The 16358-nt window shown below is 58.7% G+C and carries 15 protein-coding genes; 7 read left to right on the top strand and 8 right to left on the bottom strand.

All coding sequences use genetic code 11. The annotated features are described in order from the left end of the window. Positions 1–397 precede the first annotated feature (397 nt). The 3 genes from M9920_10560 to M9920_10550 form a co-directional block, all read right to left on the bottom strand. Positions 398–1957: an IMP dehydrogenase gene (locus tag M9920_10560; protein ID MCO5052734.1), complete on the bottom strand. Its 1560-nt coding sequence runs from the start codon at positions 1955–1957 to the stop codon at positions 398–400. Positions 1958–2519: 562 nt separating this feature from the next. After that, a complete protein-coding gene (locus M9920_10555) occupies positions 2520–3362 on the bottom strand; it encodes a DUF1559 domain-containing protein (protein MCO5052733.1) in 843 nt (280 codons plus the stop codon). 125 nt (positions 3363–3487) lie between these two features. After that, positions 3488–4180, bottom strand: coding sequence for a sulfite exporter TauE/SafE family protein (locus tag M9920_10550; GenBank protein ID MCO5052732.1), 693 nt, complete (start codon positions 4178–4180; stop codon positions 3488–3490). Positions 4181–4365: 185 nt separating this feature from the next. Between M9920_10550 and M9920_10545 the strand changes: the two genes are divergently transcribed. Both M9920_10545 and M9920_10540 read left to right on the top strand, forming a co-directional pair. Beyond that, positions 4366–4644 carry a zinc-ribbon domain-containing protein gene (locus tag M9920_10545; protein MCO5052731.1) on the top strand — a complete coding sequence of 93 codons (279 nt, stop codon included), beginning with the start codon at positions 4366–4368 and terminating at the stop codon, positions 4642–4644. Continuing rightward, on the top strand, positions 4641–5942 hold the full coding sequence (locus M9920_10540; GenBank protein ID MCO5052730.1) for a DUF5009 domain-containing protein: 1302 nt from the start codon (positions 4641–4643) through the stop codon (positions 5940–5942). The genes M9920_10545 and M9920_10540 overlap by 4 nt, the downstream gene beginning before the upstream one ends. 73 nt (positions 5943–6015) lie before the next feature. On the opposite strand, the gene M9920_10535 is transcribed toward M9920_10540, so the two are convergent. Together M9920_10535 and M9920_10530 are read right to left on the bottom strand one after the other, a co-directional pair. Beyond that, positions 6016–6573: a DNA-3-methyladenine glycosylase I gene (locus M9920_10535; protein MCO5052729.1), complete on the bottom strand. Its 558-nt coding sequence runs from the start codon at positions 6571–6573 to the stop codon at positions 6016–6018. A 151-nt stretch (positions 6574–6724) separates the two neighbouring features. Next, entirely contained in the window at positions 6725–8095 is a 1371-nt protein-coding gene (locus M9920_10530) for an MFS transporter (GenBank protein MCO5052728.1), read from the bottom strand. Between the two features lie 128 nt (positions 8096–8223). Between M9920_10530 and M9920_10525 the strand changes: the two genes are divergently transcribed. The 5 genes from M9920_10525 to M9920_10505 all read left to right on the top strand — a co-directional run bounded on the left by M9920_10525 (position 8224) and on the right by M9920_10505 (position 13670). Further along, complete coding sequence (locus tag M9920_10525) at positions 8224–8964, top strand: DUF554 domain-containing protein (protein ID MCO5052727.1); 741 nt, start codon at positions 8224–8226, stop codon at positions 8962–8964. Between the two features lie 324 nt (positions 8965–9288). Further along, positions 9289–9507 carry a hypothetical protein gene (locus tag M9920_10520; protein MCO5052726.1) on the top strand — a complete coding sequence of 73 codons (219 nt, stop codon included), beginning with the start codon at positions 9289–9291 and terminating at the stop codon, positions 9505–9507. Between the two features lie 192 nt (positions 9508–9699). Beyond that, positions 9700–11256, top strand: coding sequence for an aromatic amino acid ammonia-lyase (locus tag M9920_10515; GenBank protein ID MCO5052725.1), 1557 nt, complete (start codon positions 9700–9702; stop codon positions 11254–11256). 78 nt (positions 11257–11334) lie between these two features. Continuing rightward, positions 11335–12576, top strand: a complete 1242-nt coding sequence (locus tag M9920_10510) for an FAD-dependent monooxygenase (GenBank protein ID MCO5052724.1) — start codon at positions 11335–11337, stop codon at positions 12574–12576. Between the two features lie 14 nt (positions 12577–12590). Then, positions 12591–13670: a methyltransferase domain-containing protein gene (locus tag M9920_10505; GenBank protein MCO5052723.1), complete on the top strand. Its 1080-nt coding sequence runs from the start codon at positions 12591–12593 to the stop codon at positions 13668–13670. 23 nt (positions 13671–13693) lie between these two features. Here M9920_10505 and M9920_10500 read toward each other — a convergent pair whose 3' ends face one another. The 3 genes from M9920_10500 to M9920_10490 all read right to left on the bottom strand — a co-directional run bounded on the left by M9920_10500 (position 13694) and on the right by M9920_10490 (position 16331). After that, positions 13694–14950, bottom strand: coding sequence for a tryptophan 7-halogenase (locus M9920_10500; GenBank protein ID MCO5052722.1), 1257 nt, complete (start codon positions 14948–14950; stop codon positions 13694–13696). 156 nt (positions 14951–15106) lie between these two features. Then, positions 15107–15337, bottom strand: a complete 231-nt coding sequence (locus tag M9920_10495) for a hypothetical protein (GenBank protein ID MCO5052721.1) — start codon at positions 15335–15337, stop codon at positions 15107–15109. 106 nt (positions 15338–15443) lie between these two features. Continuing rightward, positions 15444–16331 (bottom strand): helix-turn-helix domain-containing protein, encoded by an 888-nt coding sequence (locus tag M9920_10490; GenBank protein ID MCO5052720.1) that lies wholly within the window; start codon positions 16329–16331, stop codon positions 15444–15446. Between the last annotated feature and the right edge of the window lie 27 nt (positions 16332–16358).

Genomic DNA, 16358 nt, shown 5'->3' with positions numbered 1-16358 from the left:
GAAGCGCTGCGAGGGGAGACCGCTCGCGGCCCGAGAAGATACCGGAGCGCGAATGGGCCCCATCCGCAGCGCGTGAATGATGAGAGACGCGCCCGAGTAATTCCAAATCTTCGAACCTTGCGGAACGCTGCGAGCGGAGACCGCTCGCGGCCCGAGAGGATACCGGAGCGCGGATGGTCCCCATCCGCAGCGCACGAATGATGAGAGACGCGTTCGAGCAATTCCAAGTCTTCGACCTTGCGGAACGCTGCGAGCGGGGGACCGCTCGCGACCCGAGAGGATACCGGAGCGCGGATGGTCTCCATCCGCAGCGCATGGATGATGAGAGACGCGTTCGAGCAATTCCAAGTCTTCGACCTTGCGGAGCGCTGCGAGCGGGGGGACCGCTCGCGGCCCGTCAATTCCCCGTCTTCAATTCCACTACGTCATGCGGCACGGCTTCCTTCATGCCGGCAGGACTGACGCGAATGTAGCGGGCCTTGGCCCGGAGCTGCGGCAAGGTCGCCGCGCCGAGATAGCCCATACCCGATTGAATACCGCCGACAAGCTGGCTCAACACCCGTTCCACTGACCCCACCACTTCTTTCAAAGCCTCAATCCCTTCCGCCGCGACTTTTTGGGTGGGGTTCTTGTCGTGACCATAACGCGCCGCCGAACCGGCGCGCATCGCGGCCAGACTGCCCATGCCGCGATACTGCTTGTAAATTTTGCCGCTGATCTCCATGACTTCGCCCGGCGCTTCGCGGCAACCCGCCAAAATACCGCCGCAAATCACCGCGTCGGCCAGCGTCAACGCCTTTACCAGATCGCCGCTCTTGGTGATGCCGCCATCGGCCAGAATCGCCACACCCTTCCGGGCTGCCGCGCGCGAAGCCACGTAAAGCGCGGTCATCTGCGGAATCCCAACTCCGGCAACAATGCGCGTGGTGCAAATTGAGCCGGGTCCCTGACCAATCTTGATCGCGTTCGCGCCGCACTCGGCCAGATATTCCACCGCGGCCCCGCTGGTGACGTTGCCCGCGATGATGGCCAAATGCTTGAACTCCGAACGCAGCAACTTCACGGTATCCCCCACCCCTTTGCTGTGACCGTGCGCCGTGGAAACCGCCACCGCATCCACGCCGCGTTCCACCAGCGCCCCCACGTGCGCCACGATGCGATCGCGATCCAACTCGCCAAACGCATTGCGCGTGGCGCTCACCGCCGCGCCGCAGACCAGCCGGAACTGCGCATCCCGCGCCGGTCGAAATTGCGCCTTCTTTTCCTGAGTGATCCGCTCGATGTCGTTCATCGTGAACAAACCGTGCAACTGATCGTTGTCGTCCACCACGAGCAATTTGTGCATGCCCGGTCGTTCCGTAAAAAACTTGTCCGCTCGCGCGATCGGGTCTTTGCCCAGCTCCTTTTTGTTGATCGTCTGCACCTGCGCCCGCGGCGTCATCGCCTCGGCCACCGTGCGTTTCGCGTAACGCGGTTTGACCACATGTCCTGACAGCAAACCGACCAACACCCCCTTTTCATTCACCACCGGAAAGGTGCTGAAACTGAACTTGCGTTCGTCCACCATTTGCACCACGTCGCCGACGAGTTGATCCGGCGCCACTTTGATGGGATCGGGAATCATGCCCGGCACGTGATACTTTACCCGGCTGACCTCCGAGAGCTGCTGACGTTCCGACATGTTGTAATGAATGAGGCCCATGCCGCCATTCAAGGCCATCGCCGTGGCCATGCGCGACTCGGTGACGGTGTCCATATCCGCCGAGATGATGGGCACGTTCAACTGGAGCGATTCCGCCAGTTGCGTTTTGAGATCGGTATCCCGGGGCAAAATTTCCGAATACAAAGTCGCCAGAGTCAGATCGTCAAAGGTCAATCCCGCGTGACATTGCGATTGAAAGAAATCATCCGCGTTTTGATAGAATTGGGAGTCGAGGTTTCGCGAGGGCGCAGCCATGTCCGAGCATGGAAAAAACACGCGGGACTGGCAAGATGAATCAAGGTCGGCCAATTCAAGCTAACAATGTAATCAGCCAATGAGACCGATGTACTTACGGCTTTATGACACTATAGCGGTTTAATTAAAGTTGTAGCCGTGGCGCCGAGCGAGTGTAACCCCATGAAGGTGGGGTCCGGATGGGGAATGGCGCCTCTGTCCGCGAGGTTTTGGACTGCGGCAGTCTTCTGCCGCTTTCCGGTCGCGGGCCGATGATTCCACAGCGGCAGCGGACTGCCGCAGTCCAAGACGCGGTCGCGCCGGTGCTCGTTTCGAACCAAGGGCGGCCGCCCGTTTGACCCCAACGCTTGGCCTGAGGTTGGAAGGCCGCTGCGCCGTGTCGGCGGCTATAGGAATACTTAAAATGCCCTAATCCCGTTGATGGCAGCACGGTGACCCTCCTGAGACAACTGAGAGATACGGTAATGCTATTGTTGCCATCGCGGGTAATATTTGAAAACCCCAGATCACAAACGGCGTACACTCCTTCGGTATCCACTGAGTCGAATTGATCAGATCTGGGTCACCACGTCTCGGGGTGTGGCTCGTTGTCAATGTTCCACCGCTTGCGGGCCGAATCAGTCGCTTTTGTCCATTCCTCGCCTTTCGCCTGTTCCACATGGCCGTCACAAAACACCATGTTTGCTCGGCCATCGTGAGGAAGAAAAACCGACCCGGCGTGCGGCCGATCCTCTAAAGGTCCCAACGGATAGGGATACTCGGGAGCAAGCCAAGAATTACCGTCACCGATCGCTATGAGGTCGCTAGCATTCTTGACATCACCAGCTTTAATATAGCTTTGCTCGCCTGACAGTCGCCCCGCTTCATCAAAGCCGCTAAACTGAATCGTGAATCCTAGCCCCAGTCCGTGAAAACTATTCCTCCAAGCCGTGCCGAGTTCATTATATCCATAGTCAGAATCGGGAAGTGTCGCGCCGGGAAGCCCCCCAGACGGACTCGGAGGTATGGGCTTTTCCGCTGGACAATGAAGTACGGTCATCGCTCCTAGGGTAACATTGTAAAGGGAGTTTATGTCATATTTTTCCGCGAGGTATGGTTTTAGCCAACTCATCCCGCTCCTCGAAAACATAACAGACGAACCCCCAGAATCTTCCGATGTTGCCCCGGGAAATACCACTATTCCATTCCCCGGATACTTGTCATAATCGCCCACGTACAGGGTCAGTGCTATTCCTAACTGCCGCAGGTTACTTTTACACGCGGCGGATTTCGCGGCGGCTTTGCCTCGGGCCAGCGTGGGCAGCAGCATGGCGGCAAGTAGGGCGATGATGGCAATGACCACGAGCAACTCGATCAGGGTAAAGCCGAGCCGGGAATCAGAATTGCGTAGCGCGTGCCGTTTCATGATCTTCGCCCGCCTGATTTCGGGTCATGCGACTCTGAACTCACGCTCCCACTTCCGTCAAGCAACGAATTGGTTGAATCAAAATTTCGTCGGCAAGAAACCGGCGCGAGCGGTGGTCCGCAGCGTCAACCCCAACTGGTGGCCAACCAGAAAATACCCACTCCCAAAGCCGCCACCGCCGCCGTGCCCATCAAGCCGCGATAAACTTTCAAGGCGGTCGCGCCGAACCGGGTCGTAATCCAACCCACGCCCCAGGAAAACAAAGCCATGGCCAGCACGGTGCCCGCGGCAAAGCCAACCAGGTAAGTGATCGCTTGCGGTTTGGTTTCAAAAGCGAGCGCCGGCAGCACTCCGAGAAAATGTGAACTGCCCGCCAGCCCGTGCAGCGTGCCGATGCCAAAGGCCGCGTGAGAATGATAGTGAGGCGCGGGAGCGGAGTGGGTTTCCCCCGGAGCGTGCGTGTGGATATGCACGTGCCGCTCTCCGTCATGCTCGTGCTCGTGAGTGTGAAGATTATTTTTCAGCGCCAGCCGCAACGCCCAAAATCCAATTCCGATCAACAGCACGCCGACCATCCGTTCGCCCCAGGTGGACAGCAGTTCCACGGGAATGAGATCGCGCAGCCAGAGTGACAACAGCCCGATCACGGTGACGCCCGCCGAGTGTCCCAACCCCCAGCGAATCCCCGGCCACCAAGCTTGCTTGGGCCGCTGAATTGCCAGCGGGCCAATCGCCGCGAGATGATCCGGACCGCTCCAGACGTGAATCGTCCCGGCAGCCAAACCACCCAAGCCCGCTAAAATGAGAAGTTCAATCAAGCGTCGAAACTTTGCTCAATCCCCTGCGAAAAAGCAAACCGGGAAAAACCAGCCCGGCAGATTCGGGGAGCGGGGCGGCCAGCGCAATGTTGCCAGAGGCGCAATAATTCCTGGATTGGAAAATCCGGATTGGAAATCAGGCTTGAACTGACAGCCTCGCGCCCACACTTTCTGCTCCGAGATTGATGAAAGCGCCGGAAGTTTGTCCCCATTGCGGAACGCCTGTGCCACCCCAGGCCAGGGCCTGTCCTCATTGCGGAGCGGACGCGGAGACCGGCTGGGCTGAGGCGGCGGAATACGCCACCGCCGCTGATCTGGGCCTGCCCGATGAAGACTTCAATTACGACGAATTTGTGCAGCGCGAATTCGGCCCGCGCTCACCCAAACCACGCGGCCTCCACTGGGTCTGGTGGCTGGTGGGATTGGCACTCGTGGCCGTCATTCTTTTCACCTGGATTCTATGACTGATACTCCCGTTCCTCCAACCAAATCCACCCGGCTCATGTCGCTCGACGCCCTGCGCGGCTTCGACATGTTCTGGATCATTGGCGCCGATTCCCTGGTCTATGCGCTCAATCGCATGAGCGGAAATCCTGCGACGAAATTCCTCGCAAACCAGTTGGACCACGCGGACTGGGCAGGATTTCATTTCTACGATTTGATCTTTCCACTGTTCGTCTTCATGGTCGGCGCGGCCATTGTTTTTTCGCTCAGCAAAATCACCAATGAATCCGGTCGGGGCCGCGCTTTGTGGCGCGTGTTGAAACGCGGCGTGCTGCTGTTCTTGATCGGTATTTTCTACTCGGGCGGCGTCACGAATCCGTGGCCGGACATCCGGTTGATGGGAGTGTTGAATCGCATCGCGCTCGCCTACACCTTCGCCGGTTTGCTGTTCATCTATTTGAAACCGCGCGTATTGGTCGGCGTCTGCGCGGGCATCCTGGTGGGCTATTGGGCGTTGCTGACGTTCGTGCCGATCCGCGACATTCAGTTGGAAAAATCGGCCCTCATCACCCGGGCCGAACAGGCGGGCGACGCCGCCAGTGCTGAACTGTTCCGCAAAATCGGTTCGGGCGCGGCCAATCCATCCGCCACCAAGAACAATCCCGCCTGGCTGGCGGCCGAACGGATGTATGACGAAACGACCCAGCGCGTCACCGGTAAATTCGACGAGGGTTACAACCTGGCGAACCATGTTGACTTCAAATATCTGCCGGGGCGCCGGTGGGATTCGTTTTGGGATCCGGAAGGTATTTTGAGCACGTTGCCGGCCGTGGCCACCGCGTTGCTGGGAATTTTTGCGGGCTTGATCCTGCGCCACCAGACCTTGCCGGACCGCCGCAAACTGCTTTGCCTGTTCGGCGGCGGCGTGGCGTGCGTGACCCTCGGCTGGTTGTGGGGATTGCAATTCCCCGTCATCAAAAAAATCTGGACCTCGTCGTTCGTGCTGGTGGCGGGCGGCTATTCGGCCCTGCTGCTGGGTGCGTTTTATCTGATTGTGGACGTTTGGAAATTTCAGAAATGGTGTCAGCCGTTCGTCTGGATGGGCATGAACGCCATCACGATTTATCTCATTAAAAATTTCCTCGGCGGGTCCTTCAGCCGCTTGTCCACCCGAGTGCTCGGGGGAGATGTCAAGGTCTGGCTCGACGCGCGCGTCACCAAGGGGTTTGGCGACTTGATGATTTCACTGGGCGGATTGCTCATTGCGTTCTGGATCGTACGCTTCCTCTACCAGCGCAAAATTTTCCTCCGCGTGTAACGCTCCACGCGGAGCAGCGATCCATCACGCCACAAAACCGGCGAACTTTAGTCAGTGGATGTTTTGATCCCGATCACCGACATTCCCGGTGTCGAAAACAATCCGTTGTGTGATCGTTCACCATGCCGATGGCTTGCATGTAGGCGTAGCAAATCGTCGAGCCGACAAATTTGAAGCCGCGTTGCAACAGGTCTTGGCTCAAAGCGTCGGATTCGGCAGTGCGGGGCGGGATGTCCTGAAGCGAGCGGCGACGATTCTGAATCGGTTTGCCGCCCACGAATCGCCAGAGGTAGGCGTCAAAGCTGCCGAATTCCTTTTGCACGGCGAGAAAGGCTTTCGCGTTTTGGATCGTGGCCGCAATTTTCAAGCGGTTGCGCACGATGCCCGAATCGGCCAGCAATGATTTCACCTTGGTCGCGTCGTACTTCGCAATCTTACGCGCCGCAAAATGGTCGAACGCGCGCCGGTAATTTTCGCGTTTCTTCAAAATGGTGGTCCAACTCAATCCCGCCTGCGCACCTTCGAGAATCAGCAACTCGAACAGCCGGCGGTCGTCATGGACGGGCACCCCCCATTCGTGGTCGTGGTAAGCGATGTCGAGTTCCGTCTTGGGCCAGGCGCAGCGTTGCATGGGAGAAAATTAAACTACGGATGTCCACAGATGGACACGGATTTCTTGACCACAAAACACCCGAAAGAAAAAAGTGGTTGGAGATTGTAAATGAGTGATCAGCGCCGACGTACGCGGCTGCGATTTAACGATTCAACCATGTAACGATCCGTCAATCTTCCGGCAGCGGCTTGCCCTTGGTTTCCGGCGCGAACGGCAGAACGAGCAGACCAAACAGGAAGATGGCGCACATGGTCATGGCCGAGTAACGCTCCGTCAGGGGCGAACCGAACTTGCCGTACACCTGCGTGGCCAGGGTGGCGGAAAAGAAACTGCCAATCGCCGCGGCAAAGCGACCGAGATTATAGCAGAAGGACGTTCCAGTGCTACGCAGTCGGCTCGGGAACAGTTCAGGCAGATAGATGGCGAAGCCGGCGAACATCGCCGATTGGCAACTGGTCATCAACGGCAACATCCAATAACCGTCCGCGGGCGACTTCATTTTCCAGTACACCATCACCGTCACCACCATGGCGAGACTGAAGCCCAGGGCGAAAGCCGGACGCCGCCCGAGGTGCTGAGCGGCTTTCGTAAAGATCCACATGCCGATGGCCGCCCCCAGCATGGAAAGCATGTAGGAAACATTGATGGCGTGACTGAGACGCGCTTGAATTTCCTGCGGAGACAGGCCCAGGTTTTGATAATAGGTTTGGAAAACATTGCGTTGCAAATCCACGCCGTATTCGCCAATGCCCCAATAAGCCACCACGCCGGTGGAAGCGATGAGGGCGCCCGCAAAGAGATTTTTACGCCAGCGTTTCTCGCGCAATAATCCGAGGTACGGCGCGAAGAAACTGCCGGTGGGCAATCGGCCCGCGGCTTTGAGTTTTAACCAGGGGTCCGTCTCCTTGAGATAGCGTTGAATCAACACCACCAGCAACGCGGGCAATACGCCCACCAGAAACGCCCAGCGCCAGCCCGCGCCGGCGGTGATGGTGCCCACCGTCTCCAAATGATCAATCAGCATCTTGATCAACCCGGCGGAAATGTTTCCGCCCGCCGACAACACTTGCAACATGCCCAGCGCCCCCGTGCGGGAATGGTCGGGTACCGTTTCCGCCACCAACGCCACCGCCAGACCAAACACCCCGCCCACGCCCAGGCCGGTCATCATGCGCAGCAGCGCAAAATCAATCCAGGTGCGGCTGAAAAAAGTGAGTCCCGTGCAAACGGAATAGAGCAGAACGGTGGAAGTCAGCATTTTGGCGCGACCAAACCGATCGCCCAACGCGCCAAAGACGAGTCCGCCAATGCCCCAGCCGATAAGAAAGATGGCCGTGACCTCTTTCCCGGCGGCCTGAATGGCGCCCGGTTGCGCGTCCACCATCAACGATTTGAGCGCTGGAATCCGCGCCAGCGAAAACAAGCGCTGATCCAGGCAGTCGAAAAACCAGGCGGCGCTGGCCACGGCGAAAACGAACCAGTGATAACCCGTCAACCCGCGATACCAGGGAGTCATGGTCGCCCGAGGTGAATTGCTCATGGAGGCCGAGTATTGCGGAAAGTCGCGCGCGGTGCAAACCCGGATGCAATGAAATACGGGGGGAGAAATCCTCGGCGCGACAAAATTTTTAGCTTCTCGATTCGGCGCTTAAATGTTTCAGTCTGCGCGTGATTGGAACCATTTTGAACGCGAGCGCCATCATTCTGGGCGGCCTTTGCGGGCTGATTTACCGAAAGCCGCTGCCGCTCTCGGTCCAGATGTTCTTCAAGGTGACGTTGGGAATGGGCGCCATGTTCTTCGGTCTGCGCCTCACCTGGCTCAGTCTCGATGGCAGTTTCGGCCAGATGATCAAACAAATCGGCATTGCGTTTCTGGCGCTGATGCTGGGGAGTCTGCTGGGAAGATTGCTGCGCGCGCAAGCGGGCCTGAACCAACTCGGGCAACTGGCTAAAAAGCTGATTGAAGCCACCCGCTCGGATCCGCGACATCGCTTCAGCCACGGCATGAATGCCTGCACCATTTTATTTTGCGCGGCCCCGTTGGGGGTGCTGGGTGCGATTCAAGACGCGCTGCCGATCGTTGCCGGCGAACCGGGCTATTTTTATCCGCTGGCCGTCAAAGCGCTCATGGATGGCTTGGCGACGATGGGTTTCGTGATGATGTTTGGCAGCAGCGCCATGGTTTCGGCGGTGCCGGTTTTTGTGTTTTTCGGCACCATCACCATGGCGACGAGCATTTATCTACAACCCTGGCTGCGCGCGCATGAGTTGTTGAACTCCGTGAACGCGGTCGGCGGCCTCATCGTTTGCGTCGTCGGCGTGGTGATTTTTGAAATTCGTCGCGCGCCTTTGGCCGACTACTTCCCGGCGCTGATCCTCGCGCCGCTCTTCACATGGTGGTGGAAATAAAATCTGCCAACCAGCGCAACCCGGTTTTACCTTTCGGCACGGCGACAGCACAAGCGCATGGATACATTCTGCAATCATTTGGAGACGGTGCGAATATCGTCCACGAGGCCGCGAACGACCACCGCCGAGGACGGCAGCGCTCCCCCAAATTCCCATTACCTTGCCAATCATTTCTTTGTCCGTCTCGTGGAGATGGTTTGACATTGCGTCAAACACTGCGACCGGAAACGTCGCACTCCTTTGGTTTTTTTGGTAAAACGAGTTGTTAACCGACGCACTTTGCAGTAATCCGTGGCCCAGTAGTTGGCCATATATGAAAGAGATTTGCCTCATCGCCTGCCTGTGTACGTTGCCTCTGCTGGTTTGCGCGACGATCAGTTCGGGGCTGTAACCGTGGGAGCGGCGGGTGCGCGGGTCCAGGCCGGGCAGACGGCGGACCTGGTTCCAGAGATCAAACCGTTGGGCCAGCGCTTCAAGGGCCGGCAGCCCGCCCAGGGGGGACTGCCGCTGGGCCGGGACGAATTGGAAGCGAAGTTTAGGTGATCGTTGGCGATAGCAGGGCATGGAGAAGAAACCCTCCCGCCGCCGATTGGTTCAATCTTGCTTCCAAAAACTTCACCCGCCAGTGCAACCCCCAAAGCAAACGCTAATGTCTGGGGGGAAACACACCCGCTTTCGGTGTATCGCTTGCTTCGCCGGGTTGTTTGGGATTAAATGCCGGCTGGTTTGTCGCGCATGATTCCAATCAACGGGCATAATTTATCAATTCTTGACACCTGGCAGATCGCAACGCAGGCCGCTCCCTGCGCGCTGGCGGCGGAAGCACGATCGGGAGTTCAGCGCAGCCGGCAATTGGTGGAAAAACTGGCGGCGGAACCGCGCGCCGTTTATGGCATCAACACCGGTTTTGGACCGTTAAGCGGCTTTCGCGTGTCGGATGCCGACCTGGCGCAGCATCAGGTCAATCTGCTGCATCACCTGACGGTAGGGCAGGGAGACTTGTTTTCCACGGTGGAAACTCGCGCGATCATGGTGGCGCGCGCCAACGCGCTGGCGCGGGGCTATTCCGGGATTCGAGAAGAACTGATTGAACTGCTGTTGGCGGCGTTGAATCGCGGCGTTTTACCGGAGATTCCGAGTGAAGGTTCCGTGGGTGCGAGCGGAGATTTGGTGCCGTTGGCGCACATGGCCGGGTTGCTGGTTGGATTCGGTTACGCCTGGGTGGACGGAACGCGATTGCCCGCCATCGAAGCGTTGCAGCGCGTGGGATTAAAGCCGGTGGTGTTGCAGGCCAAGGAAGGTCTGGCGCTGGTGAACGGCACGTCCGTGATGACCGGGCTGGCGGCGCTGGCCACGCATGAAGCGGATCGCGCATTGCGCTGGGCGGAACTGTTGACGGCGTGTTTATTTCAGGTGTTGAACGGCGAGCCGGAAGTGTTGTGCCAGCAGGCGCAACGCGCGCGCGGCTTTCGCGGACAAGCATTGGTGGCGCAACGCATTACCAACGCGTTGCGGACGCATCCGGAATACGCACGGCGCATTGACGAGCACCAGTGGGGCACGCAAGCGAAGCCGGTGGATCCGGGCACGGAAATTCAGGACCCGTATTCGTTGCGTTGCACGCCGCAGATTCTTGGCGCCTATCAGGAAGCGTTGTGGCACGTCGAACAAGTGGTGACGCGCGAGTTGAATGCCAGCACGGATAATCCGCTGATTTTTCCGGACACGGGCATGGTCATTCACTGCGGGAATTTTTACGGTCAACAAATCGCCATGGTGAGCGATTATTTGTGTCTCGGTCTGATCAAGCTGGCGCTGTTGGCGGACCGGCAGATCGAGCGTTTGGTGAACTGGCGTTATAGCCGCGGGTTGCCGCCGTTGCTGGCGGCGGGGGCGCCCGGATTGAACACGGGTTTCGGCGGTGTGCAGTTGTTGGCGACCTCGCTGGCGGCGGAGGCGCGTTTGCTGGGAACGCCCGCGTCCATTCAGACGATACCCACCAACGCCAACAATCAGGATGTGGTCAGCATGGGTTGCATCGCGGCCAAAAAAACGCGCCGGGCGCTGCCGTTGGTGTGGAAGCTCCTGGCGATTGAAGCGCTCGCTTTGGCGCAGGCCGCCGACGCGCGGGGTCGGGAGCAGACGCTGGGCGGCGATTACCGGAAATTGTATGACCTGGTGCGGGGCGTTTCGGCGGAAATGAAATGCGACCGGCCGTTGACCGGTGATATTGCGCGGGTGGCGGAGTTGTTGCAGTCCGAATCGGCGCAACGGGAGTGTTTGCGCGATTGATGGCATGGGAGCAACGTCGCTCGCTTAGCGTCGTCGCAAAATACTGAAAGCGAATTTTTAACCACTAAGGACAACGAAATGAAAACCATAAAAACGGATGTGTTAATCATCGGCGCCGGGCCGGCGGGAGCAACGGCGGCGGCTAGTTTACAGCGGGAAGGCGTGCGGACGCTCGTGGTCGAAAAATTGAAATTCCCACGGTTCGTGATCGGTGAAAGTCTGTTGCCGCGCACGATGGACCTGCTGAAGGAAATGGATTTTCTTGCGCCCGTGGAAGCCTGTGGTTTCATTCATAAAACGGGCGCGGTCTTTCGCCAAGGGGATCAAATCTGCGATTTCGATTTTGAACATCAGGCGGGGGACGGTTGGAAATACACTTTCCACGCGCCGCGGGCGGAGTTTGACCAGGTCATTGCGGACACGGTCGCGTCCCGAGGTGTGGACATCCGCTACGAGCATGAGGTGAAGCAGGTGCGCTTCAGCGAGGCGCAGGTCGAGGCCGAGATCAAACAGCCCGATAGCGAAACCCTCCGCGTGATTGCGCAGTTTGTGCTGGATTGCAGCGGTTACGGTCGGGTGCTGCCACGCATGCTCGATCTCGAAGCGCCCTCACATTATCCGGTGCGGGAATCGTTATTCACGCACGTGACGGGGGATCTCCGTCCGCGCGGTCGGGACGAGGGAAAAATCTGGGTGTGCATGCACCCGGAGGGCGCGTGGTTGTGGATCATTCCATTCTCCAACGGGCGCACCAGCATCGGAGTGGTGGCGGAACCGGAATTTTACGCGCGCTACCCCGGCGATGCGGAGACGCAACTGCGCGCGATCGTCAACAGCGAGCCGAATGGCGCAAAACGTCTGGCGAACATGCAAATTGTTTTTCCGCCGCACCGCATCAAGGGGTTCTCGATTTCCATCAAGCAGTTGTTTGGACCGCGTTACGCGCTGGCGGGAAACGCCACGGAGTTCCTCGATCCCGTGTTCAGTTCCGGAGTGACCCTGGCGATGGAATCCGGGTTGCGCGCCGCGCAGGTGGTCGCGCGACAATTACGCGGGGAGGCGGTGGACTGGCAGCGCGATTACGCGGACTTCATCATGCAAGGCGTGGACACCTTCCGGGCGTATATTGACGCGTGGTATGACGGGCGGCTGCCGGAAATTTTGTTCGCGGCGCAACGTAATCCCGACATGATGCCGAAAGTGTGCTCCGTGTTGGCGGGATATGTCTGGGACAAGGCGAATCCGTTTGTTGCCCAAGCGGACCGCGCTTTGCGCGCGTTGGCCACGGTTTCCGCCGGGATGGGCGCGGCGCGGAACTAAGGCGTCGAGTTTTAATGAGCGACCCGAAACGATTTTTCTCCACGGATGATCTGTCGGCCCTGGACGCCAAGGTTGCGGCGCAGCGGCTGGCGTTCGGGCCGGTGGCGTTCCAAGCCTGCCGGGTGCTGCGGCAGACGGGGATTTTGGAAATCGTGCGACAAGCCGGCGATCCCGGCCTGACTCTGGCCGAGGTGGTGGCCAAAGGCAGTGTGCCGCGTTACGGCGTGAAAGTGTTGCTGGAAGCCGGCTTGGGCATCGGGTTGTTTCGCCACGATCAAGACCGATTCATCCTCACGCGACTGGGGTATTTCATGCTCCGGGATCCCATGACCCGCATCAACATGGATGTGGTCCACGACATCTGCTATCGCGGTTTTTATCATCTGGATGAAGCTCTCGCCACCGGTCGTCCGGCGGGATTGCCGACGCTGGGAAATTGGGAAACTTTCTATCAAGGCCTTTCCGCTTTACCCGAACCGGCGCGCGCCAGTTGGCTGGCATTCGACCATTATTATTCCGATCAAGCCTTTCCCGCCGCCTTGCCGCTGGTGTTTGCCGATCGCCCCCAACAGTTGCTCGATGTGGGCGGCAATACGGGGCGCTGGGCGATGCAGTGTGTCGGTTACGATCCGACGGTGCGCGTCACCATTGCGGATCTGCCTCCGCAACTGGAGCTGGCGCGCACGGCGCTACAATCAGGCGATGGTACCGAGCGCGTGGCCTTTCACCCGGTGGACCTGCTGGATGAGCGACAGGAATTGCCCGGCGGTTATGAAGTCATTTGGATGAGCCAGTTTCTGGACTGCTTTTCCGAGGCGCAGATTGTTTCGATTTTGAAGCGCGCGGCGCGCGCGCTGGGCGATAATGGCACGTTGCACATTCTGGAATTGTTCTGGGATCGGCAACCCAACGAAACCGCCGCGTTTTGTCTCCAGCAAACTTCGCTTTACTTTGCGTGCATCGCGAACGGCAACAGCCAGATGTACCACTCGGAAGATTTACTGCGTTGTTTGCGGGAGGCGGGATTGCAAGTGATCGAACAGCGGGACCAGGTCGGCCAGTTTCACACCTGGCTGAAGTGTCGTCGGGCTTGAGCGGCGCGATTGGGATTCCGGTCCTAACGGACTTTCAGGTCGTCCGGGTTTTCATCTTCCAGCGCGTATTTCATGGCGAACCGCAGCAAGCCGACGCTGTAGGCAGAGTTGGAAGCGGCGCCCGCGAAGATGCGCCCCATGTGCTTGTTCATGTGCGGGAAGATCAATTTTACCAACAGCGTGTCGCGGCGTTTTTGACCGACTTTGAAGCAGGTGAACAAGCGTCCGTTGTACCAATACTCCACGATGCCTTGCCAGGTTTTCAAATGGTGTTTGAGTTCGCGCTCATAATGTTGCAACGCCTCCGTCGAACCTTTGGCCAGCGCGCGGGCCAGCAGAAAGGCCCCGTTCATGCCGAGGAAAAGTCCGCTGGAAAATACGGGGTCCACGAAACCGGCCGTATCGCCCACCAGGACCCAATTCGCGCCAAACATGCGTTCGGAAACGAGCTGGTAGCTCGCGTATTTCATCACGGGCGTCAGGCGCCGCGAATGGCCGGCGACGAGGCGCAACTGTGAATCGCGCTGGCACAACCCGTCATATTGATCTTCGGGGGTGGCGCCGAATTGCGACAGATGCTCGGCCGGCACCACCATGCCCAAGCTGACGCGCCCCGGCAGGGGAATGCGCCAGCTCCAGCCGCGATCCATGCGCGTCGTGTGGACGTGCCCCTCGTGGTCGAGGTGCGCGCAGTCCACGTGCGCGAACAATGCCGCGTCTTTCCGATTGCCTTCCTGACTGGAAATGCCAAGCAGGTTGGGCAGCAACCGAAAGCGTCCGGTGGCGTCCACGATCCAATCCGGTTGTGCTGTAAAGAACCCGTTGGTGGCGGCCAAGGTTTCCGGCGCAAGAGCAACGCGGTCAGTCTTGGGATCCGCAGTGACTTGCGCGGGAGACTCGAAGACGGCTGCTCCGGCTTTTTTGGCGGCCGCCAGTAGAGTGGCGTCGAATTTTTCGCGCGGCACGTTGTAGGCGTAGCGAGGCAGCCCGTGCAAAGTTTCAAAGGAGAAAGAAAAGGATTGCTCCGCTCCCAGGTTGAACGTGGCCCCCGGTTTCAAAACGCTGTAGCCACGGACTTCATCTTCGATTCCCAATTGGCGCAGCATCGGAATGAGCGCCGGCACGAGGGATTCGCCCACAATCAACGGCGCGGCTTTGGGTTTGTGCCAGAGCGCCACGCGAAAGCCGGAGCGGATGAGTTGGATCGCCAAAGTGCCGGCGGCAGGTCCGCCGCCAATAATGGCCACGTTTCGTGCGCTGCGGGTAGCTTGCTGGGTCATGTCTTAATGAACGCGTTCGGGCGACATGATGGACGCGAGACGAGATTTTTCAAGTAATTCCGAATCGGGCGGGCCTTGGTGAGTGAATAGTTGCATTACCTCCCGCGCTCGTTTTGGCGGCAAAACAAGTTTCAACGCCCGGCTTACCGCCGGACCTTATTCATTGATGCCCCAGAACCGCGGCGTCATCGGACGTTCCAAAATTTCCGCGAGGAGATCACTCATGGCGGCGGCCTGATGCTGCAAGGTTTTTTCCAGCGGCAGCGCCTCGTGGTGCCGTTCGGATTCGTCGCTGGACAAGGTCGTCGTTTCAGTGGTCAACACGGAAGCGCGCAGGAACCTCGCGCCGGTGGCCTGGTCATCGTAATGCGGGGGCAGGCTTTTCATGAGGCAATCTCGCACGTTGCCATCCGAATGCATCTGGAAAAACGCCGCTTAAATTGTCGGCAGCTGATGCACGTGGCTAATGGAGGTCTGCGGGCCGCCGCGGCGATCAATTTTTGGGCAGCTTTTCGCGGTATTGCGTGGGAGGTTCTCCGGCAATTCGACGAAAGACGCGATTGAAATGGCTTAGTGATTGGAAGCCAACGGCGAACGCGACTTCACTGATGCGCAGGTTGGGATTCAGCAGGAGGTTTTTCGCTTTTTCCACGCGCACGCGTGAAAGGTAATCCGTGAAGTTCAGGCCGGTCGCCTTTTTGAACATTTTGCAGAAGTAGAACGTGCTGGTATTCACGGCTTTGGCGACATCGCTCAGCGAAATCTCCTCGGTTTGATGTTCACTGATGAACTGCTTGGCCTTGGTGATGGTCGGCGGTTCGGAGTTGGCGCGGCGCGTGAGCAGTTGGTTGCTGACCAACGCGAGGTGCTGGGCAAAGATGGTCAGCAAGCGTAGCACCGATTCGTATTGTTGAGGCGGAATGACGCGCGTCTGGAAGTACGCCTCCTCGAGCTGGCTCAGATCGGAATTCCAACCCCATTTCGCCAGTTGTTTCGCGGTCCTGGCAAAGCGCGCCTTGGTCGGGCGTTGCAAAAAAATCTGGCCGGTTTGTAGAAAGCCGAGGATTTCATCGCCCACGGAAACCGGCACGCCCGTATCGCACAAACCGGCAAAACATTTCACCGTGTGCGGGCCGGATCTGGCCGTGTCCACGATTTTCTGTTGCGTTTCCAGGCAGGCCGCGCAGGTGCGGTTGCTTCCCGCCATCAACAGGCAGAACGGGTTCTCAGATTTTTTGCCATCGTGGGCGCGTTGAAAGGAATCCGCGGAACGCAGGCTAAGCGGCAGGCCGGTTGCCTTGGTGAAGGCGCGTTCGTAGTCCTGATAAATCTGGGACTGCGACAGTGCCTCAATGAATTTCTTTTTTTCACCGCTTTCCACAGCGGCAACGTAGCCAGAACCCCGAAG

The sequence above is a fragment of the Verrucomicrobiia bacterium genome (assembly GCA_023953615.1).
Lineage (GTDB): Bacteria > Verrucomicrobiota > Verrucomicrobiia > Limisphaerales > JADLHS01 > JADLHS01.
Note: the sequence above shows the minus strand (reverse complement) of the source record. Positions and strands in the feature narration are given on the sequence as shown.

Bases quoted from the DNA above. Each gene is read 5' to 3' on its own strand.
- M9920_10560 (MCO5052734.1), bottom strand. From the start codon at position 1,957: ATGGCTGCGCCCTCGCGAAACCTCGACTCCCAATTCTATCAAAACGCG.
- M9920_10555 (MCO5052733.1), bottom strand. From the start codon at position 3,362: ATGAAACGGCACGCGCTACGCAATTCTGATTCCCGGCTCGGCTTTACC.
- M9920_10545 (MCO5052731.1), top strand. From the start codon at position 4,366: ATGAAAGCGCCGGAAGTTTGTCCCCATTGCGGAACGCCTGTGCCACCC.
- M9920_10540 (MCO5052730.1), top strand. From the start codon at position 4,641: ATGACTGATACTCCCGTTCCTCCAACCAAATCCACCCGGCTCATGTCG.
- M9920_10535 (MCO5052729.1), bottom strand. From the start codon at position 6,573: ATGCAACGCTGCGCCTGGCCCAAGACGGAACTCGACATCGCTTACCAC.
- M9920_10530 (MCO5052728.1), bottom strand. From the start codon at position 8,095: ATGAGCAATTCACCTCGGGCGACCATGACTCCCTGGTATCGCGGGTTG.
- M9920_10515 (MCO5052725.1), top strand. From the start codon at position 9,700: ATGATTCCAATCAACGGGCATAATTTATCAATTCTTGACACCTGGCAG.
- M9920_10510 (MCO5052724.1), top strand. From the start codon at position 11,335: ATGAAAACCATAAAAACGGATGTGTTAATCATCGGCGCCGGGCCGGCG.
- M9920_10505 (MCO5052723.1), top strand. From the start codon at position 12,591: ATGAGCGACCCGAAACGATTTTTCTCCACGGATGATCTGTCGGCCCTG.
- M9920_10500 (MCO5052722.1), bottom strand. From the start codon at position 14,950: ATGACCCAGCAAGCTACCCGCAGCGCACGAAACGTGGCCATTATTGGC.
- M9920_10495 (MCO5052721.1), bottom strand. From the start codon at position 15,337: ATGAAAAGCCTGCCCCCGCATTACGATGACCAGGCCACCGGCGCGAGG.